The organism is Streptomyces sp. NBC_01635, from assembly GCF_045209715.1.
Classification (GTDB): domain Bacteria; phylum Actinomycetota; class Actinomycetes; order Streptomycetales; family Streptomycetaceae; genus Streptomyces; species Streptomyces hirsutus.
This window is the reverse complement of sequence record NZ_CP109277.1, coordinates 3837851-3862442: the sequence shown is the minus strand read 5'-3', so window position 1 is coordinate 3862442 and position 24592 is coordinate 3837851. Positions and strand designations below refer to the sequence as shown.

18 protein-coding genes and 4 pseudogenes are annotated in these 24592 nt (G+C 71.2%); 15 read left to right on the top strand and 7 right to left on the bottom strand.

Features of this window, described 5'->3' with window-relative positions; all coding sequences use genetic code 11:
- Window positions 1-740 precede the first annotated feature (740 nt).
- The gene (locus OHB56_RS17895; RefSeq protein ID WP_406354396.1) at window positions 741-1055 is read left to right on the top strand and encodes a hypothetical protein; all 315 of its coding nucleotides are present in this window, start codon (window positions 741-743) and stop codon (window positions 1053-1055) included.
- Here OHB56_RS17895 and OHB56_RS17890 read toward each other — a convergent pair.
- A pseudogene (locus OHB56_RS17890) lies at window positions 1052-1282 on the bottom strand (hypothetical protein); the annotation flags it as partial. The gene OHB56_RS17895 and the pseudogene OHB56_RS17890 overlap by 4 nt on opposite strands.
- Between OHB56_RS17890 and OHB56_RS17885 the strand changes: the two are divergent.
- Window positions 1281-1686: pseudogene (locus OHB56_RS17885) on the top strand (UTRA domain-containing protein); the annotation flags it as partial. The pseudogenes OHB56_RS17890 and OHB56_RS17885 sit on opposite strands and share 2 nt — an antisense overlap.
- A 166-nt stretch (window positions 1687-1852) precedes the next feature.
- Here OHB56_RS17885 and OHB56_RS17880 read toward each other — a convergent pair.
- Window positions 1853-2497, bottom strand: coding sequence for a LysE family translocator (locus OHB56_RS17880; RefSeq protein WP_406354394.1), 645 nt, complete (start codon window positions 2495-2497; stop codon window positions 1853-1855).
- Window positions 2498-3444: 947 nt separating this feature from the next.
- The gene (locus OHB56_RS17875) at window positions 3445-5187 is read right to left on the bottom strand and encodes a dolichyl-phosphate-mannose--protein mannosyltransferase (RefSeq protein WP_406354393.1); all 1743 of its coding nucleotides are present in this window, start codon (window positions 5185-5187) and stop codon (window positions 3445-3447) included.
- A gap of 185 nt (window positions 5188-5372) precedes the next feature.
- Here OHB56_RS17875 and rsmI point away from each other — a divergent pair, with 185 nt between their 5' ends.
- The 8 genes from rsmI (at window position 5373) to OHB56_RS17835 (ending at window position 16542) form a co-directional block, all read left to right on the top strand.
- On the top strand, window positions 5373-6221 hold the full coding sequence (gene rsmI / locus OHB56_RS17870; RefSeq protein ID WP_326753161.1) for a 16S rRNA (cytidine(1402)-2'-O)-methyltransferase: 849 nt from the start codon (window positions 5373-5375) through the stop codon (window positions 6219-6221).
- A 197-nt stretch (window positions 6222-6418) separates the two neighbouring features.
- Window positions 6419-7327 (top strand): TatD family hydrolase, encoded by a 909-nt coding sequence (locus OHB56_RS17865; RefSeq protein WP_406354392.1) that lies wholly within the window; start codon window positions 6419-6421, stop codon window positions 7325-7327.
- A 33-nt stretch (window positions 7328-7360) separates the two neighbouring features.
- Entirely contained in the window at window positions 7361-8257 is an 897-nt protein-coding gene (gene rsmA, locus OHB56_RS17860; protein WP_326753159.1) for a 16S rRNA (adenine(1518)-N(6)/adenine(1519)-N(6))-dimethyltransferase RsmA, read from the top strand.
- Complete coding sequence (locus tag OHB56_RS17855; protein WP_406354391.1) at window positions 8254-9159, top strand: 4-(cytidine 5'-diphospho)-2-C-methyl-D-erythritol kinase; 906 nt, start codon at window positions 8254-8256, stop codon at window positions 9157-9159. Before rsmA ends, OHB56_RS17855 begins: the two co-directional genes overlap by 4 nt.
- A gap of 271 nt (window positions 9160-9430) precedes the next feature.
- Window positions 9431-11251: an ABC-F family ATP-binding cassette domain-containing protein gene (locus tag OHB56_RS17850; RefSeq protein WP_406354389.1), complete on the top strand. Its 1821-nt coding sequence runs from the start codon at window positions 9431-9433 to the stop codon at window positions 11249-11251.
- A gap of 339 nt (window positions 11252-11590) precedes the next feature.
- Entirely contained in the window at window positions 11591-13411 is a 1821-nt protein-coding gene (locus OHB56_RS17845; RefSeq protein WP_406354387.1) for a PQQ-binding-like beta-propeller repeat protein, read from the top strand.
- A gap of 112 nt (window positions 13412-13523) precedes the next feature.
- Window positions 13524-15554, top strand: coding sequence for a PQQ-binding-like beta-propeller repeat protein (locus OHB56_RS17840; protein ID WP_406354386.1), 2031 nt, complete (start codon window positions 13524-13526; stop codon window positions 15552-15554).
- A gap of 295 nt (window positions 15555-15849) precedes the next feature.
- Window positions 15850-16542, top strand: a complete 693-nt coding sequence (locus OHB56_RS17835; protein WP_326753153.1) for a response regulator transcription factor — start codon at window positions 15850-15852, stop codon at window positions 16540-16542.
- A 26-nt stretch (window positions 16543-16568) separates the two neighbouring features.
- On the opposite strand, the pseudogene OHB56_RS17830 reads toward OHB56_RS17835, so the two are convergent.
- Both OHB56_RS17830 and OHB56_RS17825 read right to left on the bottom strand, forming a co-directional pair.
- Window positions 16569-16847, bottom strand: a pseudogene (locus OHB56_RS17830) (hypothetical protein); the annotation flags it as partial.
- Window positions 16823-18053: pseudogene (locus OHB56_RS17825) on the bottom strand (sodium:solute symporter family transporter); the annotation flags it as partial. The pseudogenes OHB56_RS17830 and OHB56_RS17825, both read right to left, overlap by 25 nt.
- 208 nt (window positions 18054-18261) lie before the next feature.
- Between OHB56_RS17825 and galT the strand changes: the two are divergent.
- The 4 genes from galT to OHB56_RS17805 all read left to right on the top strand — a co-directional run bounded on the left by galT (window position 18262) and on the right by OHB56_RS17805 (window position 22422).
- The gene (galT, locus tag OHB56_RS17820) at window positions 18262-19323 is read left to right on the top strand and encodes a galactose-1-phosphate uridylyltransferase (RefSeq protein WP_326753152.1); all 1062 of its coding nucleotides are present in this window, start codon (window positions 18262-18264) and stop codon (window positions 19321-19323) included.
- Window positions 19320-20288, top strand: a complete 969-nt coding sequence (gene galE, locus OHB56_RS17815; protein ID WP_406354384.1) for a UDP-glucose 4-epimerase GalE — start codon at window positions 19320-19322, stop codon at window positions 20286-20288. Before galT ends, galE begins: the two co-directional genes overlap by 4 nt.
- 67 nt (window positions 20289-20355) lie before the next feature.
- A complete protein-coding gene (galK, locus tag OHB56_RS17810; RefSeq protein WP_406359123.1) occupies window positions 20356-21540 on the top strand; it encodes a galactokinase in 1185 nt (394 codons plus the stop codon).
- Between the two features lie 279 nt (window positions 21541-21819).
- Window positions 21820-22422, top strand: coding sequence for a Uma2 family endonuclease (locus tag OHB56_RS17805; RefSeq protein WP_326753149.1), 603 nt, complete (start codon window positions 21820-21822; stop codon window positions 22420-22422).
- 87 nt (window positions 22423-22509) lie between these two features.
- On the opposite strand, the gene OHB56_RS17800 is transcribed toward OHB56_RS17805, so the two are convergent.
- Entirely contained in the window at window positions 22510-22950 is a 441-nt protein-coding gene (locus OHB56_RS17800) for a GNAT family N-acetyltransferase (protein WP_326753148.1), read from the bottom strand.
- 334 nt (window positions 22951-23284) lie between these two features.
- Here OHB56_RS17800 and OHB56_RS17795 point away from each other — a divergent pair, with 334 nt between their 5' ends.
- A complete protein-coding gene (locus tag OHB56_RS17795) occupies window positions 23285-24052 on the top strand; it encodes a LuxR C-terminal-related transcriptional regulator (RefSeq protein WP_406354383.1) in 768 nt (255 codons plus the stop codon).
- On the opposite strand, the gene OHB56_RS17790 is transcribed toward OHB56_RS17795, so the two are convergent.
- A complete protein-coding gene (locus OHB56_RS17790) occupies window positions 24011-24508 on the bottom strand; it encodes a MarR family transcriptional regulator (protein WP_326753146.1) in 498 nt (165 codons plus the stop codon). The two genes, OHB56_RS17795 and OHB56_RS17790, sit on opposite strands and share 42 nt — an antisense overlap.
- Window positions 24509-24592 lie beyond the last annotated feature (84 nt).

Genomic DNA, 24592 nt, shown 5'->3' with positions numbered 1-24592 from the left:
GTGTTCAGAAAGTTCGGCGAGTGAGCACTCTACGCACAAGGAGTGACGGCAGGGGCGACTGTTTCCCTTTGTTGTCCGAAAGGAGATCGGGACCGGCCGCCACCGACGAGAGCCCGCCCAACCTCGAGCAGCAGAAGTGGAGTTCACGCTCCGAGGCCCCGTACGTTCCGCCCCGCAATGCCGCCGGTGCCGCGCCCGCGGCAGTCCACCGGGCGCGCGGGTGCTTGACACCCGTGTGCTCGGGCGCTTGCCGGCAGGCGCGCAGGGACGAGCCGTCGGTGCCCGTCGTCAGGGCCGGGACGGCCCCGCCTCCCGGACGTCGATGACGGCATGAGGCGTTCTTGCGCAGGACGCGCTGTTCGCCGGGGAGCAGGTCATCGGGATCCAACGGTGCCATGGCCACGGCTCCCCCTCCGCGGCAACTGCGTCAGACCCGTGTGTCCAGCCGCACCCGAGCCCGTCAGCCGGCGATCGGGATGGCCTGCCGGGCCGTTGCCGGGCCGTCACGTCGTCTTCCGAGGGGTCTCGAACCAAGGGCAGTTGAGCACGTCGAGGCGCTTGACCCGGTACATGCTCACGACCTTGCCTTGGCGGAATGAGGGGGCCGCCCTTGGCGTAGCTGGCACTGTCCGGCCCATCAGGAGGGTCGTGGGCTACGGAAGCGCGTGGACGCGGAGTGCAGCGGGTGTCATGATCACGGCGGCGTTCGGCGCGGGGTCGGCGCGTAGGGAGGGGGCACCATGCGGCTTTATCTCGCCATACCTTCTGTGGTGGTGGCGCTGCTTTTCGCCGCTTCGGGCGTAGCGGCGATCACCCGTGGCTGGGTGCTCCCCACGAACCGGCGTCACATTCACCGCGTTCGCCTCTACGGCTGGGGCCAGTTGGTGGCTGCCTTCGGTCTGTGCTGTCAGGTGGTCTTCGGGCTGGTGATCACTGGTGTCGGCATCCGGGAGTTCGGGGCCGTATTCGGCAGCGGGCTTCTGCTGACCGGCCTCATCGTGATGATGGTGAGCCACCGCCCGGGCGGTAATCGACAGGGCAGCGGCACGCCCTAGCCCTGGAAGTGATTGCGCTTGATCACGGCCTTGCGGATGTTCACCTTGGTGCCGCCCTTGGTGCCGCCCTTGTGGCCGCTCGGGCCGAGGACCTGCATGGCGATCCAGTCGCCGAAGACGAGGGCGGCCAGGGTGATGAACTGGGTGATGAACGCGGTCGGTGTGGCGATGAACGAGGCGAGCAGCAGCAGACCGCCGCACACCGCGAGGAACCCCACGCACCCGAGGGTGGCCAATGAAGGCTCACAGCCGACGCACATACTGACCAGCTACTACCGTCCCGAGCACGTTGAGGGCACACGCATTGTCAACCCCTCCCCAGGGACCGCCGGGCGAGGCTGCGGCTTCCGTGTTCTGTACGACGCCGGATACGAGATCGACCACATGCAGGAGGCGCTGTTCGCGCGTGTCCCCACCTCGGAGGAAATGCAGCTCCTCCAGCTCTCGCCGGGGGGAATGGGTGGTGGAGCTGCACCGGACGACCTGCACCGCGGATGGAACCGTGGGGGAGTTCGCGATTGGAGTTCAAGTGGTGGGGTTTTCGTTCCGCACACCATCGACCAAGGCAGAGCCGAGCAGACGCGGCCCAGGGGCGTCAAGGTCGTTCGTACAGTGGTGCGTTCCGCCTTGACGCTCCTGACCACGCCCGCTCCACGATGTGTGGGTCGACGGCGTACGGGACGGAAGCTGGTGCGGTCTGCGCTGGGCAGGAGTAAATTCTGGCATCCACGGGTGCCATCAACGTGCCCGTATCGGCGCTCACAGCAGGACCGGTGTCACAGGCACGCGGGCCTGGCTCAGGTGGAGACAGGAGTGCGGGACAGGGCGGTGCGCAGCGCGAAGGCGCCGAGCAAGCCTCCTGCCGTGAACCGCTGGACGGTCATGGCGCGGGGCCGGGCAGCCAGAAACCCCGACACCCGTGCTGCGCCCAGCATGATCAGAGCGTTCACAGAGATTCCCACGGTGATCTGCACACCACCGAGCTGGAGCAGCTGTCCCCAGGCCGGACCTGCCTGCGGGTCCAGGAACTGGGGCAGTAGGGCGGCATACATAAGAGCGATCTTGGGGTTGAGCAGGTTGGTCAGCAGCCCCATCGAGAACAGGCGGGCGTCGGAGACCGGAGGCAGGTCCCGGGCCGGGGCGAAGGGCGAGCGGCCGCCGGGCTTGAGCATGTCCCAGGCGAGGTAGGCCAGGTAGGCGGCCCCGGCAAGCTTGACCACCGTGAACGCCACCGGCACGGCGGCGAACAACGCGGACAGGCCCGCAGCCGCGGCCAGCAGATAGCACACGAATCCCACGGCGGTCCCACTGAGGGTAACCAGGCCCGCCCTGCGGCCTTGGGTGATCGCGCGGGAGGCGAGGTGGATCATGTTCGGTCCCGGAGTCAGGGCCATGCCCAGTTCGACCAGGGCCACTCCTGCGACTGCGGCCAGAGTGATCACCGGTCAACCTCTTGGTCGTTCGTCGGGTACCCGGTACCCGGAGTGGGGAGTCGCCAGGCTGCAACGGACGGCAGCGACGCATCAGCAGCGCCTGCCTCGCCTGGTGCAGGATACGGCCTTGACGCTCGGTATCTCCATGCACCCCCGACCCCGTTCCTGGCCCGCCGATGACATCGACGACAACCGACACCGTCTCAGTTTCCCTCTCGTTCAGCGCCGTTCATGGCCGTTTGGACAAGGCCGAAGGCGGTGGCCGCGCCCACGACCGGACGCCCGTGAACACAGGTGAACGGCCCCGTATGCGAGCCCGTGAGACGCCACCACAGTGGGAAAGGGTGCGCTTGGGCTCGACGTACGGCAGTGATGCGCGGCCGGCGCTGACAGGTCTCATCCTTGGCCATCGACGAAGCCCGACCGTTGGTGAGGCCCCGGGTTGATCCTGGACCGCCCCCAGACAGAGCCGGGGACGCAGCTGCTCTACAGAGCTGGACACCTCGGAAGCCGACCGCGCGTCTGAGACCCTGGCCACGGGCACGGACAAGCCGCCCCACGACCATGGCGACCCTCGATCGCATTCCGCTCATCCCTGCACCACAACCGCACCAGATCGAGCGGGGAACAGCGGTGAACCACCGTAAAGACAGTCGAGCCCAGAAGGAGCGCGTGCCGTACGTTCGCCCGGTTCAGCGCTCGAACCGTCCGCGAATGATCGCAGCTTCCCAAGCTGATGCCGTCAACGGAGTCAGCAGGGGCAAGCGGCCTCAGCCCTGCCCTCGCAATGTTTTCGAGTGCCTACGATCGCGCGGTGAGCTACGACATCTCCTTCTTGAGCCGACGCGACGGGCCGTCCTGGGTCCGTCCGAGGGTGGCCGAGGACAACCGCTGACGGCCGACAACGACCGGGAGGGCGCGGCAGTCTGCCGCGCCCTCCCGGTACCTCTGTCCAGCTAGACCCACGTGTCGAGCCACATCCGCGCCCGCCAGTCGTCGATGGGGATCGACGTGCCGGTGTAGATGGGCCAGAAGTAGATGAAGTTCCAGGCGATCAGGAGGGTCAGGACGCCCGCTGCCGTGGCGCCCGCCACGCGGCGGGTGTCGCCGGCGCGGGGTGGGCCGACGAGCGCGCCCAGGAGCATCGCCACCGCCAGGCACAGGAAGGGGAGGAAGACGACGGAGTAGAAGTAGAAGATCGTGCGCTCCTGGTAGAAGAACCAGGGCAGGTAGCCGGCCGCGATGCCGCAGGCGATGGCGCCCGCCCGCCAGTCGCGGCGGAAGAACCAGCGCCACAGGACGTACAGGAGCGCGAAGCAGCCCACCCACCACAGCAGGGGCGTGCCCAGGGCCAGCACCTCGCGGGCGCACTTCTCGGCCGCGTCGGCCGGGCAGCCGCCCGTGCCGGGTGCCGGGGAGTCGTAGTCGAACGAGACCGGGCGGCCCGCGACGATCCAGCTCCACGGGTTGGACTCGTAGGTGTGGGGCGAGGACAGGCCGACGTGGAACTCGTACACCTGGTTCTCGTAGTGCCAGAAGCTGCGCCACCAGTCGGGGAACAGCCACGACCAGGAGCTGTCCTTGCCGTCGGTCACGGCCCAGTCGCGGTAGTAGCCGCCGCTGCCGTCGTCCGGGGAGAGGAACCAGCCGGTCCAGGAGGCGAGGTACGTCGCCAGGGCGACCGGCACCGTGGACAGGAACGCCCAGCCCAGGTCGCGCTTCACCACGGCCCGCACGGGGCTGTGGGCGCCGGCGGTCCGGCGGGAGCCGACGTCCCACAGCACCGCCATCACGCAGAACGCGGCCATGATGTAGAGGCCGTTCCACTTCGTGGCGAACGCCAGGCCCAGCATCAGCCCCGCCGTCAGCCGCCACGGCCGCAGGCCCAACCGCGCGGTCTCGGCGATGTGCGCGTCCGGCAGGGTCCTGCCGTCGGCGCCCACGGGCAGCGCGGCCGCGAGCTTCTCCCGCGCCCGGTCCCGGTCGACGACCAGACAGCCGAAGGCCGCCACCACGAAGAACATCAGCACCCCGTCGAGCAGCGCGGTGCGGCTCATCACGAAGTGCAGGCCGTCCACTGCCATCAGCGCGCCCGCCAGGCAGCCGAGGAACGTCGAGCGGAACAGGCGCCGGCCGATCCGGCACAGCATCAGGACCGAGAGCGTGCCCAGCAGGGCCGTCATGAACCGCCAGCCGAACGGGTCGAACCCGAACATCAGCTCGCCCAGCCCGATGACGTACTTCCCGACCGGCGGATGCACCACGTACGCCGCTTCGATCGGGACGGAGACGTCACCGCCGGAGGAGAGGATCTGCTGGTCCGCGGCCTTGTCCCAGTTGACCTCGAAGCCGCGCTGGACCAGCGCCCACGCGTCCTTCGCGTAGTACGTCTCGTCGAATATCACCTTGTGAGGGCTGCCCAGGTTCCAGAAGCGCAGCACCCCCGCCAGCAGCGTGACCAGCAGCGGACCGCCCCAGCCCGACCAGCGCGTGATCCGCTCGCCGAGCGTCGGCGGCACCCCGAGGGCCGTCCACAGTCGGCCGGCCGGCTTCGTGTACGGCGGGACCAAGCGGTCGCGGACGTCGCCCCCGGGCCTCGCCGTGTAGCCGAAACGGCGAAGCCGCTGCTGCCACGACGGTTGCTGGTCCTGCGGCGGCTGTTCCTGCCGGGTGTCCGTGGAGGACGCGGTACTCGTCACCGCGCCATCGTAGGGAATGGCTCTGTGGGAGTCCCGTGCATGGGAGGTATGGGCCCGGTATGCCCCGGGTACGCCCGGCTCCGCCACACCGGGTGCGCGTGCGGGCCGGGCGCGGGGTCGGGGCAGGCGCGGGCGCGGGGCGCGGGCCGTCCTCGCGGGGGTCCGGGTGCTGGGAGGATGAGGAGGTGACCGGAATCCTCGTACTCGCAGGCACCCCCATCGGCGACGTCTCCGACGCCCCTCCCCGGCTCGCCGAGGAGCTGGCCGGCGCCGACGTCGTCGCCGCCGAGGACACCCGGCGGCTGCGGCGGCTGACCCAGGCGCTCGGCGTCACCCCCAAGGGCCGGGTGGTCTCCTACTTCGAGGGCAACGAGTCCGCCCGTACGCCCGAACTGGTCGAGGAGCTGGCGGGCGGCGCCCGCGTGCTGCTGGTGACGGATGCCGGGATGCCCTCCGTGTCCGACCCCGGGTACCGGCTGGTCGCCGCCGCCGTCGAGCGGGACATCAAGGTCACCGCCGTGCCCGGACCGTCCGCCGTGCTCACCGCGCTCGCCCTGTCCGGGCTCCCCGTCGACCGGTTCTGCTTCGAGGGGTTCCTGCCCCGCAAGGCCGGGGAGCGGCTGGGGCGGCTGCGGGAGGTCGCCGGGGAGCGGCGCACCCTCGTCTACTTCGAGTCCCCGCACCGGCTCGACGCCACGCTCGCCGCGATGGCCGAGGTCTTCGGCACCGGGCGCCGCGCCGCCGTCTGCCGCGAGCTGACCAAGACGTACGAGGAGGTCAGGCGCGGCCCGCTGGCCGAGCTGGCCGCATGGGCGGCCGAGGGCGTACGCGGCGAGATCACCGTCGTCGTCGAAGGCGCCCCGGACCACGGGCCCGAGGAAGTGGACGCCGCCGAGCTGGTACGCCGGGTACGGGTGCGCGAGGAGGCGGGGGAGCGGCGCAAGGAGGCCATCGCGGCGGTCGCCGTGGAGGCGGGGGTGCCCAAGCGGGAGGTCTTCGACGCCGTGGTGGCGGCGAAGCGCTCCGAGGGGTGAACAAGCGCTCCGCGGGGTCGGCCGGATTCGGGGAGCGCCGTGGGGGAGCGGTCCGTCGCGGGACGGCGGTGGGTGGTGGGCAGCGGGCGGTGGGCCGGGCGCGCCCGCGCTGCGGAGCCGCAGACCGGGGGGATCGGTACGGTCCCGCGCCCCTCGGGCGCGGACGGCGCGTCCACGGCCTTCCGTAGGATCGGGGCATGCCTTCGAACATCCCCGGCACCGCCACCACCTCGGAGAAGAACGCCGCCCCGCCGCTCCCGGAGCCGCTGCGGGTGCCGGTCGCGGACTCGCACACCCACCTCGACATGCAGTCCGGCACGGTGGAGGAGGGGCTCGCCAAGGCCGCGTCCGTGGGCGTGACCACGGTGGTCCAGGTCGGCTGCGACCTCGCGGGCTCACGCTGGGCCGCGGAGACGGCCGCCGCGTACGACAGCGTGCACGCGACCGTCGCGCTGCACCCGAACGAGGCCCCGCGCATCGTGCACGGCGACCCCGACGGCTGGTCGCGGCAGGGCGCGCGGGAGCCAGGCGGGGACGCGGCCCTGGACGAGGCGCTCGCCGAGATCGACCGGCTGGCCGCGCTGCCCCAGGTCAAGGGCGTCGGCGAGACCGGACTCGACTACTTCCGCACCGGGCCCGAGGGCAAGGAGGCGCAGGAGCGGTCCTTCCGCGCCCACATCGAGATCGCCAAGCGGCACGGCAAGGCCCTGGTGATACACGACCGCGACGCCCACGCCGACGTGCTGCGCATGCTCAAGGAGGAGGGCGCACCGGAACGCACCGTCTTCCACTGCTACTCGGGGGACGCCGCGATGGCGGAGATCTGCGCCCGCGCCGGGTACTTCATGTCGTTCGCCGGCAACGTCACCTTCAAGAACGCCCAGCACCTGCGCGACGCCCTCGCCGTGGCCCCGCCGGAGCTCGTCCTGGTGGAGACCGACGCCCCGTTCCTGACGCCGGCGCCCTACCGCGGCCGGCCCAACGCCCCGTACCTGGTGCCGGTCACCGTGCGCGCCATGGCGGCCGTACGCGGTACCGACGAGGACACCCTCGCCACGGCCCTCGCCGCGAACACGGCCCGCGCCTTCGGTTATCCACAGGCGTGACCTGCGGGGTCCCGCGCCCCGTACCCTTGTCCCGTGACGAGCCCCACCCCCGACGCCCTCCTGGGCCCCGCCGACGTCCGCGAACTCGCGGCCGCGCTCGGCGTACGGCCCACCAAGCAGCGCGGCCAGAACTTCGTGATCGACGCGAACACGGTCCGCCGTATCGTGCGCACCGCCGAGGTCCGTCCGGACGACGTGGTCGTCGAGGTCGGGCCGGGGCTCGGCTCACTCACCCTGGCGCTGCTGGAGGCCGCCGACCGGGTCACCGCCGTCGAGATCGACGACGTCCTCGCCGCCGCGCTGCCCGCGACCGTCGCGGCCCGGATGCCGGAGCGGGCCGACCGGTTCGCGCTGGTCCACTCCGACGCGATGCGAGTCACCGAGCTGCCCGGCCCCGCCCCGACCGCGCTGGTCGCCAACCTGCCCTACAACGTGGCCGTCCCGGTGCTGCTGCACATGCTCGAGACCTTCCCGAGCATCGAACGCACCCTCGTCATGGTCCAGGCCGAGGTCGCCGACCGCCTCGCCGCCCCGCCCGGCTCGAAGGTGTACGGCGTGCCCTCGGTCAAGGCCACTTGGTACGCCGAGGTCAAGCGGGCCGGCGCCATCGGACGGAAAGTGTTCTGGCCGGCGCCCAACGTCGACAGCGGCCTGGTCTCCCTCGTCCGCCGCGACGAGCCGCTGAAGACCACCGCCACCCGGCGCGAGGTCTTCGCCGTCGTCGACGCGGCCTTCGCCCAGCGCCGCAAGACCCTGCGGGCCGCCCTCGCCGGATGGGCGGGCTCGGCCGCGGCGGCGGAGGCCGCGCTGGTCGCCGCCGGGGTGTCGCCGCAGGCCCGCGGCGAGTCCCTGACCGTCGAGGAGTTCGCGCGCATCGCCGAGCACAAGCAGCACGAGCAGTCCCCGCAGCCCGAGGAGCCCGTCGCGTGAGTGTCACCGTCCGCGTGCCCGCCAAGGTCAACGTCCAGCTCGCGGTCGGCGCGGCCCGCCCCGACGGCTTCCACGACCTGGCCAACGTCTTCCTCGCGGTCGGCCTCCACGACGAGGTCACCGTCACGCCCTCCGCCGGCGGCCTGCGCGTCACCTGCGAGGGCCCGGACGCCGCCGAGGTCCCCCTGGACCGTACGAACCTCGCCGCCCGCGCGGCCCTCGCGCTCGCCGAGCGGTACGGCCGGGACGCCGACGTGCACCTCCACATCACCAAGGACATCCCCGTCGCCGGCGGCATGGCGGGCGGCAGCGCGGACGGCGCCGGCGCCCTGCTGGCCTGTGACGCGCTGTGGGGGACCGGCGCCTCGCGGCAGGAACTGCTCGACATCTGCGCCGAGCTGGGCAGCGACGTGCCGTTCGCGCTGGTGGGCGGGGCGGCGCTGGGCACCGGGCGGGGCGAGAGACTGACGGAGCTGGAGGTCGGCGGCACCTTCCACTGGGTGTTCGCGATGGCACGGCGAGGGCTGTCCACCCCGGCGGTCTTCCGGGAGTTCGACCGGCTCGCGGAGGGCCGGGACATCCCCGAGCCCGTGGCCTCGCAGGACCTGCTCGACGCCCTCGCCAAGGGCGATGCCGCCGCCCTCGCCGCCTCGGTCTCCAACGACCTCCAGCCCGCCGCCCTCTCCCTCTTCCCCGAGCTCTCCGACACCCTCGCGGCGGGCAGGGCGGCGGGCGCGCTGACCGCCCTGGTCTCGGGATCCGGGCCGACCACCGCGTTCCTGGCCGCCGACGCCGAGTCGGCGGCCGAGGTGGCGTCGGCGCTGCGCGCCTCGGGCACCTGCCGGACGGTCCGCACGGCGGCGGGACCGGTACCGGGCGCGACCGTGCTGGACGACGCGTAGGCACCGGGCCGGCCGCCCGGACTTCGGTCCGTGATCGGACCGCCCCGGACGCCGGTCCGGACGCCGCCCCGGACGCCGGTCCGGACCCGGTCCGGTCCGCGGACTGCGGACCGCGGACCGCGGACCTCGGTCTGGTCCGCGGACCGTCTCCGGCGGAGTACGGGGCCCGTTCCCCCGGCCCGGCGATCGGCCCCGTGAGCGACCCGGCGAGCGGCCCGTCGTGCGCGACTACCCTGGAGGGTCGATCCATCCCCCTTGGTTCAGGAGTGTCATGGCCGTCAATCTCGTCAATGTCGAGAACGTCAGCAAGGTGTACGGCACCCGTGCCCTCCTCGACGGCATCTCCCTGGGCGTCTCGGAGGGGGACCGCATCGGTATCGTCGGGCGCAACGGCGACGGCAAGACCACCCTGATCCGGATGCTCGCCAAACTGGAGGAGGCGGACACCGGGCGGGTCACGCACTCCGGCGGACTGCGCCTCGGCGTGCTGACCCAGCACGACTCCCTCGACCCGCAGGCCACGGTCCGGCACGAGGTCATCGGCGACATGGCCGACCACGAGTGGGCGGGCAACGCCAAGGTCAGGGATGTCCTGGCGGGGCTGTTCGGCGGCCTGGACCTGCCGGGATTCCCCAAGGGCCTGGACACCGTCATCGGGCCGCTGTCCGGTGGCGAGCGGCGCCGGATCGCGCTCGCCAAACTGCTCATCGACGACCAGGACCTGGTCGTCCTCGACGAGCCCACCAACCACCTCGACGTCGAGGGCATCGCCTGGCTCGCCCGGCACCTGCGGGAGCGGCGCTCCGCGCTCGTCTGCGTCACCCACGACCGCTGGTTCCTCGACCAGGTCTGCACCCGCATGTGGGACGTGCAGCGCGGTGACGTGTACGAGTACGAGGGCGGCTACACCGACTACGTCTTCGCCCGCGCCGAACGGGAGCGCATCGCCGCCACCGAGGAGGTCAAGCGGCAGAACCTGGTCCGCAAGGAGCTGGCCTGGCTGCGCCGCGGGGCGCCCGCGCGGACGTCCAAGCCGCGCTTCCGCGTCGAGGCCGCCAACGAGCTGATCAAGGACGTCCCGCCGCCCCGGGACAGCAGCGAGCTGATGAAGTTCGCCTCCTCCCGGCTCGGCAAGACGGTCTTCGATCTCAAGGACGTCACCGTCCAGGCGGGCCCCAAGGTGCTGATCAAGCACCTCACCTGGCAGCTCGGCCCCGGTGACCGGATCGGCCTGGTCGGCGTCAACGGCGCCGGGAAGACGTCCCTGCTGCGGGCCCTGACCGAGGCCGCCCGCAGCGAGGGCGAGATCCAGCCCGTGGCGGGACGGGTCCACGTCGGCAAGACGGTCAAACTCGCCTACCTCTCCCAGGAGGTCGCCGAACTCGACCCCACCTGGCGGGTGCTCCAGGCCGTGCAGGCGGTCCGCGAGCGCGTCGACCTCGGCAAGGGGCGCGAGATGACCGCCGGGCAGCTGTGCGAGACGTTCGGCTTCAACAAGGACAAGCAGTGGACGCCCGTCGGCGACCTGTCCGGCGGTGAGCGGCGGCGGCTCCAGCTGCTGCGGCTGCTCATGGACGAACCCAACGTCCTCTTCCTCGACGAGCCCACCAACGACCTCGACATCGAGACCCTCACCCAGCTCGAGGACGTCCTCGACGGCTGGCCCGGCTCGATGATCGTCATCTCCCACGACCGGTTCTTCGTCGAGCGCACCACCGACCGGGTGTTCGCCCTGCTCGGCGACGGCGCCCTGCGGATGCTGCCGCGCGGTATCGACGAGTACCTGGAGCGGCGGAAGAAGATGGAGGAGGCGGTCGCCACGTCCGCCGCCGCGCCCTCGACGGCGAAGCCGGCCGCGGACGCCGTCCCCGAGAAGAGCGCCGCCGACGTGCGCGCCGCCAAGAAGGAACTGCAGAAGATCGAACGGCAGCTCGACAAGGTCTCCGAGAAGGAGGCCAAGCTGCACGCGGCGATCGCCGAGAACGCCACGGACTTCGCCAAGGTGGCCCAACTCGACGCCGAACTGCGGGAGACGGCCGGTCAGCGGGACGAACTCGAACTGCGGTGGCTGGAACTCGCCGAGGACGCCTGACCCCGGTCGCGCCGCCCCCCTCCCGCGTCCCCACGCGCACCGCTGTGCACCTCCCCGCACAGATGCCCCGCACGCCCTGCTCACGCCCCCGGTACAGGTCCGGGCGCGGGTTCGTGCGCGGGGCGTGCGAGGTGTGAAGGGGGCGTGGAGGCGCGTAACGAGGGCATCACGGGCGGGTTCTCCCTTGGGAACAGCGGTGGGCGGGGCCCGGTGGCCTGTCGCTGCCGGGTGATAGAAAGAGCCCGTCCGAGAACCGTCGGAACCGCGTGAATACGACTCTGGGAACATTACGTACCTCAGGGTGTGGCTAAAAATCAGTGAGCAAGGGGGAACACGCTGATGGCTCAGCCGCCCAGCCAGCCGCCGCAGGGTGGCTTCGGAGCACCGCAGGACCCGCCCGCGCCGAGTGGTGGTTTCGGGGCTCCGACCCCGCCGCCCCCGCAGGGTCCGCCGTCCGGATCGCCGCAGCCGGGGTACGGCTACCCGCAGCAGACTCCGCCTCCGCAGCAGCCGGGACCGTACGGACAGCCGCAACCGGGGCCGTACGGACAGCAGCCGGGACCGTACGGACAGCAGCCGGGACCCTACGCCTCCGGGCCGTACGCCTCCGGCCCCTACGGCGGCCAGCCGCAGCAGCCCGGCCCGTACGGGCAGCAGCCGGGGTACGGCTACCCGCAGCCGCAGTTCCCGGGCGCGCCCGGCACCCCGCCGCCGGGGCCCGGCTCCCGCAACCCCTTCAAGGGCAAGCCCGTCGTGATCGTCAGCGCCGCGGTGGCGGTGCTGCTCGCCATCGGCGGCACCGTGTGGGCGGTCTCCGGCGGCGACGAGAAGAAGGACAAGAAGCCCGTCGCCCAGCAGACCGGCGACGACCCCAAGCCCCAGCCCTCCGGCGCCCCGGTCAACCCGGGCGACGGCGAGGGCGACGGCGACTCCGGCCCCGAGGACCTCAACGAGGGCCGCAAGTCCGGCGAGTCCAAGGTGCTCTGGTACAAGGAGGCGCCCGACGCGCCCGGTTCCGGAGCCGACGCCCCCGGCATGTGGATCACCGACAAGACGGCGGTGAAGGCGGCCTACAAGGAGCTCTCCGCCTACAACGTCGCCGACGGCAAGCCGACCTGGGAGCCCCTCGCCTTCCCGCAGAAGATCTGCGCGGTCACCTCGGAGAAGACGGCCGACGACAAGGTCGTCATCGCGTACATGAGCGGCAGCAGCGACCGCGCCAAGTGCAACCAGCTCCAGCTCGTCGACCTCGACACCGGCGAGAAGGGCTGGACGCAGAAGGTCAACGACGGCGCGCTGTTCGACTCCGTGCTCTCCCTCGAGATGACCCTCAGCGGCAACACGCTGATGGTCGGCCGCTCGCAGTCCGGCACCGCGTTCGACGTGACGTCCGGCGACAAGATGTACGACAAGAGGAAGTACGGCGAGGCCTGCTTCCCCGCCGCGTTCGCGGGCGGCGAGCGGCTGATCCAGGTCGCGTCCTGCGGCGCGGGCGGCAACAACGAGCACGACGAGGTCCAGGAGCTCGACCCGAAGACCGGCAAGGTCAAGTGGACCCAGAAGTTCGACAAGGGCTGGCGCGTCGAGCGTGCCTACTCCGTCGACCCGGTGGTCATCTACAGCACCAACAAGGACAAGAAGACGTGGAACATCTCCACGCTGGGCGCCGGCGGCTCGATCCGCTCCCAGGTCTCCGTCGACGAGGACTTCGGCGCCCAGTGCGGCTGGGCCATCCTCGCCCGTGACCTCCAGGGCTGCGAGGGCGTCGTCGTCGACGGGGACACCCTCTACCTGCCCACCAAGGCGATCACCGGGGCCAACGAGGTCGTCGCGGTCAGCCTCGCCACCGGCAAGGAGAAATGGCGGGTGAAGTCCCCCGTGGCGAACTCGATGGTGCCCATGAAGGCCGAGGGCGGCAAGCTCATCGCCTATGTGGAGCCGTCGTACGACGGGGGCGGGCGGGTCGTGTCCGTCGCGACCACGGGCGGCAGCCACAAGCCGGTCACACTGCTGCAGAACCCGCAGGGCACCGCGGCCATCGAGCGGGGTTTCTTCAGCAAGTCCATCGACTGGGTCGACGGCCGCTTCTACATCTCGACCACCCGGCTGACCGGCAATGACGACACGAAGGAAAAGCTGATGCTCGCCTACGGCAAGTGAGGCGCGCAGCAGCGGTGAGGTGCGCCGGCCCCCGTCGGCCGGCGCCCCCGCCCCCTCCGGTCTCTTCCCCGTTGCCCGTCCCCGTCTTCGAGTTCTTCGAGGTACTCACGTCATGACGCAGCCGCCCCAGCCGCCCGACCAGCCGGGTTTCGGCCCACCGCCCGAGCCCGAGCCGTCCCGGCCCGAGAAGCCGTCCCAGCCCGAGCAGCCGCAGCAGGGCCCCGCGGCCCCGCAGGCCCAGCCGGGCTTCGGTCCGCCGCCCGAGCCCGAGCCCGAGCCCGAGCCCGAGCCCGAGCCCGAGCCCGAGCCCGAGCCCGAGCCGTCCCGGCCCGAGCAGCCGCAGGCCGCACCGGGCGGGCCCGACCTCAGCAAGACCCCGGAGCCGGGCTACGGCTACCCGCAGGCCCCCCAGCCCCCGCAGCAGTCGCCCCAGGCGGCCCCGCAGACCCCGCCGCCGGCCGCTCCGGTGCCGGGCGGGCCGCAGACGCCGCCCGGATACGGCTACCCGCAGCAGCCTCCGGCCGGCTACGGATACCCGGGCCAGCCGCAGCCGGGCCAGCCCGGTGCGTACGGCCAGCCACAGCAGCCGTACGGTCAGCAGCCGTACGGTCAGCAGCCCTACGGCCAGCCCTACGGCTATCCGCACCCGACCGTGCCGATGCAGCCGCATCCGGGACAGCCCGGCGGCGGACGGAAGGGCAACGCGACGCTGGCGATCATCGTCGCCGCGGTCGTGGCCATCGCCCTGATCGTCGGCGCCGGTGTCTGGTACTCCTCGGCCGGCGGTGACGACGAGAAGAAGAACACCGCGAACTCGGGCGACGGCGGCGGCACGAAGGGCGCCGAGGACGATGGCTCCGGCGGCGCGACCACCGGCGGTGACGAGAAGGCCCCGGCCGACCCCTCCGCCAAGGTCCTCTTCCAGGTGCCGTCGCCGAAGGTCCCGAAGGACACCACGACCATCGTCACCTCCGGGTCCTGGATGACCGACAAGGTGTACGCCAAGAGCGGCGTCGCCGAGGTCGTCGGTTACGACGCGGCCAAGGGCAGCGAGCTGTGGACGCTCGACCTGCCCGGACCGGTGTGCGAGGCCAGTGACCACGTCACCGAGGACGGCAGGACGGCGATCATCTACAAGCCGAAGATGCCGACCAAGACCGATCCGCAGAGCTGCACCCAGGTCGCCGCCTTCGACCTCGCCACCGGCGAGAAGCTGTGGTCCGAGACAGCCAAGACCGGCACCCAGGAGATCAGCTTCAACAACGTCACCATCAGCGGGAACACCGTCGCGGCCGCCAGCACCAGCGGCGGCGCCGCCTGGGACATCACCTCCGGCAAGGCCCTGTGGGCGCCCAAGACGTCCGACTCCTGCTACGACTCCGGGTACGGCGGCGGCCCGAAGATGGTCGCGGTGCGCAAGTGCGGCTCGTACGAGCAGCGGCAGCTGCACATCCAGACCATCGACCCGAAGGACGGGAAGGTGCTCTCGGAGTACAAGATGGCCGAGGGCATCGAATACGCGGCCGTGGTGTCCACCGACCCGCTGGTCGTGGCCGCCGACGTCGGCGACTCCGCCGGTGACGGCAGCGGCATCTCCGACTTCTTCTCCATCGACAACAAGAGCGGCGAGCTGCGGACCCGCATCTCCGCGCCCGGCGAGGAGTTCGCCGCCCGCTGCGACGGCATCACCAGGATCGAGCACTGCAGCGGACTGGCCGTCGGCAAGGACCGGCTGTACATCGCGACCGAGGAGCACGAGGGCACGGGCGACGGATACAGCCGGACCAACGAGGTCGTCGCCTTCGACCTGTCCACCGGCAAGCAGACCGGCCAGCGCGCCGACGCGGGCGACGGCTACACGATCGTCCCGCTGCGGATGGACGGCGACAACGTCATCGCGTACAAGCGTCCGCCCTACGACAAGGGCGGGCAGGTCGTGAGCATCGACGGCGGTTCCTTCAAGGAGACCAAGCTGATGGAGAACCCGGCGGAGAAGTCCGTGCGGGACGTGGAGGCGCGGATGCTGCCCCAGCACGCCGAGATCCTGTACGCGCAGGGCCGGCTGTACATGTCGGACGTGTACGCCAGCGAGTTGTCCTCGGGCGACAAGGAGTACCTGGCGATCGCGTTCGGCACAGGCTGATCGTTCTTCGGCCCGCTGGGAACCGCTCGGGACCGTTTCGGTCCGCTCCGGTCCGCTTCCGGTGCGTTCCCCGGTCCGCTCGTGAGGCCCGTTCGTACGGCCCCGCCCCTGTTCAGGGGCGGGGCCGTACGCGTACCGCTCATCGGATGTCCATGGTCGACGAATACGAGAATTTCGGCGTTCCGGGGCGATTCTCGCCGGTAGGGGGAGCGCGACGTCGAACAAGCGTGTAGCTTCCGGGACCGGACGGGGAGGCGGCGCACGGGGGTGCGCTCGCGGTTTGGGGGGATGATCGATGGGCGTGCGGTTGATGGTGGTCGACGACCACCGGCTGCTCGCGGAGGCGTTGGCCTCGGCGTTGAAGCTGCGGGGGCACCGGGTGCTGGCCGCGGCGGCACCGGTGGCGGGGGTGGCGGACCTGGTGATCAGCAGAGCGCCGGAGGTGTGCCTGCTGGGGACGGCGGCACCGGCGGAACCCGGGATCTTCGACCCGGTGGTGAAGATCAAGCGGGAACGGCCGCAGGTGGCGGTGCTGGTGCTGGGCCCGGTGCCCAGCCCTCGCGGGATCGCGGCGGCGTTCGCGGCGGGCGCGTCCGGCTATGTGCGGCACGACGAGCGCATCGAGGGCGTCGAACGGGCGATCATGAAGGCGCGGGCGGGGGAGGCGGCGGTGGCGCCGCAACTGCTGCAGGGCGCGTTCGGCGAACTGCTGAACCCGGCGGTCCAGCCGGACGACGAGGGCCAGCGGCTGCTGCGGATGCTGACCCCGCGGGAGGTGGAGGTCCTGGTCAGGGTCGCCGAGGGCGAGGACACCCGGCTGATCGCGGCGGGCATGGGCATAGCACCGTCCACGGCGCGGACGCATGTACAGCGCGTCCTGATGAAACTCGGCGTGGGCTCCCGGCTGGAGGCCGCGGCGCTGGCTGCCCGGACGGGGCTGCTGGACCGGGCGGGCCCGGTGGGGGGGACGGTGTCGCCCGAGGAGTGAGGGCGGGTGAGGGCGCTCGCGTCCGTGACGTCCGGGGGTGGGGGAGCGGTGGGCCGCAACTTCAGCCAGACGAGGAAGAACAGGCCCAGGGCCAGCATGGCCAGGCCGGTCCACAGGTTGATGTTGAGGCCCTCGGCCCTGTCGATGTCCGCGTCGGACGCGGTGATGCCCGCGATCGTGACGATGACGCCGTACACCACGAACAGGCCGCCGATGAGGCGGCGGATGTCGAAGAGGCGGGCGGCGGTCGCGGACTTGGTCTGCAGTGCGGAGACCTCCTCCTGGACCACGTACCGTGCCCAGATGTCGGTGGTGAACACCGTGTTGAAGGACGAGATGTTGGCCGCCATGCCCGCCATGAACGCGGCCAGCAGACCGGTCACCGCGATGCCCAGGACACCGTTGGGCAGCAGCTGGGACATGAGGTAGGGGATGGCGTCGTTGTACTGGAGATCCGATTCCGGGGTGCCGATCTGCGGCACGAGGACGGCCGCGACCAGGCCCGGGATCATCACCAGGAAGACGATGAAGATCTTCGGGTACGCGGCGATGAGCGGGGTGCGCTGGGCCGCGGAGAGGTTCTTCGCGGACAGGGCGCGCTGCACCTCGGCGAAGTTGGTCGTCCAGTAGCCGAAGGACAGGACGAAGCCGAGGCCGAGGACGATGGTCAGCCAGTTCGCGCCGAGCGGGTTGTCGCTGCCGATGCCGGTGCCGCCCCAGGACGTCATGAAGTCGGCGCCGCGGGATTCGGTGAGGGAGTGGGACAGCCCGTCCCAGCCGCCGACGCTCCTCAGTCCGAGCACGGTGATGGGGATGAGCGCGGCGAGGATGACGAAGAACTGCAGCACCTCGTTGTAGATGGCCGAGGAGAGACCGCCGAGGGTGATGTAGGCGAGGACGAAGAAGCCGGCGACCACGATGGCCACCCACTCCGGCCAGCCCAGCAGCGCCTCGACCACGATCGCCAGCGCGTAGAGGTTGACGCCGGCGATGAGGATGGCCGCGCAGGCGAACAGGATCGAGCTGAGCAGGTGGGCCGCCTTGTCGAAGCGCAGCAGCAGGAACTCGGGGACCGAGCGGACCTTGGAGCCGTAGTAGAACGGCATCATCACCAGGCCGAGGAAGACCATCGCCGGGATGGCGCCGATCCAGTACCAGTGCGTGGTGTAGACGCCGTACTGCGCGCTGTTGGCGGCCATGCCCAGGATCTCGGTGGCGCCCAGGTTGGCGGCGACGAAGGCCAGACCGGTGACCCAGGCGGGCAGGGAGCGGCCGGACAGGAAGAAGTCGAGGCTGGTTTTCACCGACCGGCGGGCCGCGAAGCCGATGCCGAGGACGACGACGAAGTAGATCCCGAGGATCAGGTAGTCGAGCCAGTTGGTGGGGAGCCGCAGTTCGGCGGCGAGGTGGAGCGGACTGGCGGGGTCGGTGGGACCGATGGCGCCGGTGGGGCCGGTGGGGGGAGTGAGGTGTGGGGTGAAGGGTGCAGGCAGATGTGTGGGGGTCTGCATGGAGTACTCGCTTCGTTGCGCGAACCGATACGTCGCGGAACCTACGCTTCCGCGTTCACTGATCGAGCACTTCCGCTGGTGCGGTTTGTTTGATGGTGATGTTGACGCTCCTGGTGGGTTGTGTTTTGGTGTGTTGGGTTATGTTGAAACGATATGAAGACGGTGCAGTGAAGACCGTGCAGTGAACGGCTCGAATGGAGCGTCCGGCGTGAAGAAGACCTCGACCCGGCTGGCCGACGGTCGCGAACTCATCTACTACGACCTCAGTGACGACACCGTGCGCGACGCGGCCGACCGCCGCCCGCTGGACGCCACCGTCACGACGTCCGAGATCCGCCGCGACCCGCTGCTCGGCGACTCCGTGGCCGTCGCCTCCCACCGCCAGGGCCGCACCTACCACCCGCCGGCCGACGAATGCCCCCTGTGCCCCTCCGAGGGCGACCGGCTCAGCGAGATCCCGGACTCCTCGTACGACGTCGTGGTCTTCGAGAACCGCTTCCCCTCGCTGGCCGGGGACTCCGGCCGCTGCGAGGTCGTCTGCTTCACCTCCGACCACAACGCCTCCTTCGGCTCCCTGGACGAGGAGCAGGCGCGCCTGGTCCTGGACGCGTGGACGGACAGGACGTCGGAGCTGTCCCATCTGTCCTCCGTGGAACAGGTGTTCTGTTTCGAGAACCGGGGTGCCGAGATCGGCGTCACCCTCCAGCACCCGCACGGGCAGATCTACGCCTACCCCTTCACCACCCCCCGCACCTCCCTGATGCTCCGCCAAGTGGCCGCACACAAGGAGGCGACCGGCGGGGCAAACCTGTTCGACACCGTCCTGGCGGAGGAGCGGGCGGGGGAGCGGGTCGTCCTGGAGGGCGACCACTGGGTCGCCTACGTGCCGTACGCCGCGCACTGGCCCTACGAGGTCCACCTGTATCCCCGGCGCCGGGTGCCCGACCTGCTCGGGCTCGACGAGGCGGCACGCACGGAGTTTCCCCAGGTCTATCTGGAACTGCTGCGGCGGTTCGACCGGATCTTCGGCGAGGGTGAGCCTCCGACCCCGTACATCGCGGCCTGGCACCAGGCCCCGTTCGGCGCGCTGGAGGAGTTCGACGGGGTCACGCGCGACGACTTCGCGCTCCACCTCGAGCTTTTCACCATTCGCCGCACATCCGGCAAGCTGAAGTTCCTCGCGGGTTCCGAGTCCGGCATGAACGTGTTCATCAACGACGTGCCGCCGGAGCGCGCGGCCGAGCGACTGCGAGAGGTAGCGAGTTCATGAGTGGGAAGTACCTGGTCACCGGTGGCGCGGGCTATGTCGGCAGTGTCGTCGCCCAGCATCTGCTGGAGGCGGGCCACGAGGCCGTCGTCCTCGACAACCTCTCCACCGGCGTGCGCGAGGCCGTCCCGGCCGGTGCTTCCTTCATCGAGGGCGACATCCGGGACGCCGCCGCCTGGCTCGACCCCTCCTTCGACGGCGTCCTGCACTTCGCCGCGTTCTCCCAGGTCGGCGAGTCGGTCGTGAAGCCCGAGAAGTACTGGGACAACAACGTCGGCGGCACCATGGCCCTGCTCGGCGCCATGCGCGAGGCGGGCGTGCGCCGACTGGTCTTCTCCTCCACCGCGGCCACCTACGGCGAACCCGAGCAGGTCCCGATCACCGAGTCCGCCCCGACCCGCCCCACCAACCCCTACGGCGCCTCCAAGCTCGCCGTCGACCACATGATCACCGGCGAGGCGGCGGCCCACGGCCTGGGCGCGGTCTCCCTGCGCTACTTCAACGTGGCCGGCGCCTACGGCCACTACGGCGAGCGGCACGACCCCGAGTCCCACCTGATCCCGCTCGTCCTCCAGGTCGCCCAGGGCCGCCGCGACGCGATCAGCGTCTACGGCGACGACTACCCGACGCCGGACGGCACCTGCGTACGCGACTACATCCACGTCGCCGACCTGGCCGAGGCCCACCTGCTGGCCCTGACCGCGGCGACCAGGGGCGAACACCTCATCTGCAACCTCGGCAACGGCAACGGCTTCTCGGTCCGCGAGGTCGTCGAGACGGTCCGCCGGGTCACCGGCCACCCGATCCCCGAGGCCGTGGCCCCCCGCCGGGGCGGCGATCCGGCGGTCCTGGTGGCGTCGGCCGCCGCGGCCCGCGAGAAACTGGGCTGGAAGCCGTCCCGCTCGGACCTCGCCGGGATCGTCGCGGACGCATGGGAGTTCGCGCAGCGGCAGCAGAGCAAGCAGTAGCGGGACAGGCAGCCGCAGGACAAGCAGGAGCGGGACATCCAGGATGACGAAGAGTCAGGGGCAGGGCATGAGCGAGTCCATCGCCGGCGAAGCGGCCGCGGGAGCGGTCGGCGGGCGATTCCGGGAGCTGTACGGAGCCGATCCGCAGGGCGTCTGGGCGGCACCGGGCCGGGTCAACCTCATCGGTGAGCACACCGACTACAACGACGGCTTCGTCATGCCGTTCGCCCTGCCGCACACCGCGGTCGCGGCGGTCTCCCGGCGCGACGACGGCGTCCTGCGCCTGCACTCCGCCGACGTGGCCGCACCCGTCGTGGAGGTCGCGGTCGACTCCCTGGCCCCCGGCACGGACAAGAACTGGACCGCCTACCCGGCAGGCGTCGTGTGGGCCCTGCGCGAGGCCGGCCACGCCGTGACCGGCGCCGACATCCACCTCGCCTCGACGGTCCCGGCCGGCGCCGGCCTGTCCTCCTCGGCGGCCCTGGAGGTCGTCGTCGCCCTCGCCCTCGACGAGCTGTACGCACTGGGCCTGCGCGGCTGGCAGCTGGCCCGCCTGTGCCAGCGCGCGGAGAACGTCTACGTCGGCGCCCCCGTCGGCATCATGGACCAGACGGCGTCCGCCTGCTGCGAGAGCGGGCACGCCCTGTTCCTCGACACCCGCGACCTCTCCCAGCGGCAGATCCCCTTCGACCTGGCCGCCGAGGGCATGCGCCTGCTGGTCGTCGACACCCGGGTCAAGCACAGCCACAGCGAGGGCGAGTACGGCAAACGCCGCGCCGGCTGCGAGAAGGGCGCCGCGCTGCTGGGCGTCGACGCCCTGCGGGACATCCCGTACGCCGGACTCGACGCGGCGCTGGAGCGGCTGGGCGAGGAGGAGGAGGAGGAGGTCCGCCGCCTGGTCCGGCACGTGGTCACGGAGGACGAGCGGGTGGACCGGGTCGTCGCCCTCCTGGAATCGGGCGACACCCGCGCCATCGGCCCCGTCCTCACCGCCGGCCACGCCTCCCTGCGCGACGACTTCCGCGTCTCCTGCCCCGAACTCGACCTGGCCGTCGACACGGCCGTCGCCGCCGGCGCCCTCGGCGCCCGCATGACCGGCGGCGGCTTCGGCGGCTCGGCCATCGTCCTGGCCGAGGCGACCGACGTGGACGCCCTCACCAAGGCGGTGGAGAACGCCTTCGCGACGGCCGGCTTCAAGACCCCCCGCGTCTTCGAGGCGGTGCCTTCGGCGGGGGCGCGGCGGGTGCGCTGAAGCGGGCCGGTGGTGCCGGTCGGGCCCCGGCGTCACCGCCCGTGAAGCGCACGGGCGGGACGAGAGCGACGCGGATCAGGTCGGATTCCTGGCCATGGCGGTTGCGGCCCTCTTTCACGACGTCTGTTTCACGGTATCCGTAGGCGTGAGGCCATCAGGGTGCGTTCCCGGCCGAAGAGCGCCCCGCGGCCTCTGTCGTCACCCTTTGTGATGACGATCAACGAAACCGGTGGCTACCGTGGACGGGCAGGCCGAGAATCCCACCCCATGGGAGGAACCATGACCGCCGAGCCCCTCGCCGAGCCCGGCTGCCGCTGGCCGGTGCCGCCCCGGGACGGATACACCGTGGACGACCTGTACACGTTGCCCGACCTCCCGCCGCACACCGAGCTGATCGACGGGAGCCTGGTTTTCGTGAGTCCGCAGCGGTATTTCCACAGCACCATGCTCGACCTTCTGATGGCCGGTCTGCGCCGCACGGTCCCCAAGGACATGAAGGTCGTCCGGGAGATGACCATCCTCCTGGACCGCCGCAACGGACCGGAACCCGACATCTCCGTCGTACGCGCCGAGGCCGTCACCGGCGGGGAACAGGCCTGTTTCCAGGCCGCGGACGTCCTGCTCGCCGTCGAAGTGGTCTCCCCGGATTCAGAGGCCCGTGACCGCGACACCAAGCCGCGCAAGTACGCCGCTGCGGGCATCCCGCACTTCTGGCTGGTCGAGACGGGCGGCGCGGACCGGCACCCGGTCGTCCGGGTCTACGAACTCGACCCGGTGACCAAGGCCTACGACCTGACTGGCACCCGGCGTGAACTGCTCAAGCTCGGTGCGCCGTACGACATCGACACCGACATCACCTCGGAAGCGCTCGACGCGTTCTGACCGATCCCGCCCCGGCAGTTCGGCGCCACCGCTCGACCGGGCTCATGAACCGGGTCCGTGTCGATCCCCGGGGTGGGTGGGATCCGTTCAGGCCAGCCGCTTCGTCAGGGTGTACTCCGTGATGCCCGGCGGGTAGTCCGGGATGACGCAGACCACCTCGTAGCCGTGCCGTCGGTAGAACTTCGGGGCCTGGAAGTCCCAGGTCTCCACACGGGAGGAGCGGCAGCCGCGGGCCGTGGCGAGGCGTTCCGCCTCGGTGAGGAGGAGGGTGCCGAGGCCCGCTCCGCGGTGGCGTTCGTCGACCCACAGGTACGTCACGTGCAGCCAGGTCGTCCAGGTGTGGCCGACCAGGCCGCCCGCCAGCTCACCGGCCGGGTCCGATGCCCACACGTGCAAAGGGGACTCGCGTTCCTGTGGGGTTCCGCGCAGGGCGCGCAGCACCGGCGACGCCGCCGTGTTGGTGTCCCGCAACCGCCTGCGAAGCAGATCACGTCGGCCCTTGTCGACTTCTGTCTCAAGACGAAACATGTGGCTCACCATAAACGCGCAGAAGTGCCAGTTCTGCAAATAGCCTTCCGCTCCCGGTCCTCGTCCGTACTCTGATGAACAGCGCCGGTGGGGGCCGGCGCCGTTCAGGGGGCGAGACACTCGGGTACGCGATCCGGGGCGGGACGGTGGTGACGTACGGCGGCGGCCGGGCGGCTCCGGGCGGCCCGCCCCGGGATCGGTGGTTCCGGTGGTTCTGGTCGGGTCCCGTTGCTCCGGAACCGGGCTCCGGCGTCGTACCCGTACAGGTGTCGGTGTCGTCTTCCGACGACGGGGTAGTCCCCTGCTCTGCAGAGAGCATGGGGAAGGGGGTTTCGTGCAACGTATCCGCGTGCTGGTCGTCGACGACCATCGCATCTTCGCCGAGTCGCTCGCCGCGGCCCTGGCCGCCGAGCCGGACGTCGAGGTGTCCGCGGCGGGCAGCGGCCCGGCCGCACTGCGGTGCCTGGAGCGGGCGGCCGCCGAGGGGCGACGGTTCGACGTCTTACTCGTCGACGCCGACCTGGGCGGCGGAGCGCCGTCCGGCCCGTCCGCCGTCCCGGCGCGAGCGGGCGACGAGGACGGCGTCGTCGACGGGATGTCCCTGGTCACCGGGGTGCGCTCGGTCCACCCGCGGGTACGGATCGTCGTGCTCGCCGAGAAGGACGACCCGCGCCGCGCCGCGTTCGCCCTCCAGGCCGGCGCGGGCGGCTGGGTTGCCAAGGACTGCTCGCTGAGCCGGCTGCTCACTGTCATCCGGGGAGTGCTGCGCGACGAGACGCATCTGCCGCCCGCCCTGCTCACCGGCGTGCTGCGCGAACTCACCGCCGCCCGCAAGCACCGCACCGAGAGCGAGCGGCTCGTGGAGTCCCTGACCCCGCGCGAGCGGGAGGTGCTGCGGTGCATGGTCGCGGGACTGGGGCGCAAGGCCGTCGCCGAGCGCCTGTACCTGTCCCCGCACACCGTCCGTACGCACATGCAGAACGTGCTCGGCAAGCTGGGCGTGCACTCCACCCTCGCCGCCGTCGCCCTGGCCCGGAGGGCGGGCGTCGGGCCGGTCGACCTAACCGGGGATGTTGTCGAACGGGGCAGTCAGCTGGCGTAGCAGGCCCGCCAGGTCGCCGCGCTGGGCGCGGGAGAGCTCGGCGAGGATCGCCCGCTCCTGCGCCAGCAGCCCGGCCAGCGCCTTGTCGCCGCGGTCGCGGCCCTCGTCCGTGAGGCGGACCAGGACCCCGCGCCGGTCGCTGGGGTCGGGCAGGCGCTCCACCAGCCCCTTCTTGGTCAGGCGGTCGATGCGGTTGGTCATCGTGCCCGAGGTGACCAGCGTCTGTGTGAGGAGCTGCCCCGGCGAGAGCTGGTAGGGGGCGCCCGCGCGGCGCAGCGCGGTCAGGACGTCGAACTCCCAGGGCTCCAGCCCGTGCTCGGCGAAGGCCAGCCTGCGGGCCCGGTCCAGATGCCGGGCGAGCCTGCTCACCCGGCTGAGCACCTCGAGCGGTTCCACGTCGAGGTCCGGGCGCTCCCGGCGCCATGCTGCGACCAGCCGATCGACCTCGTCCTCCATGACGATCAGTGTAGTGGTTGTGTCGACGTGAAGTCTCTTGATGTCAAGATGCTTGCTGTCGAGTCAGCAGGTGCGGGACGCTGG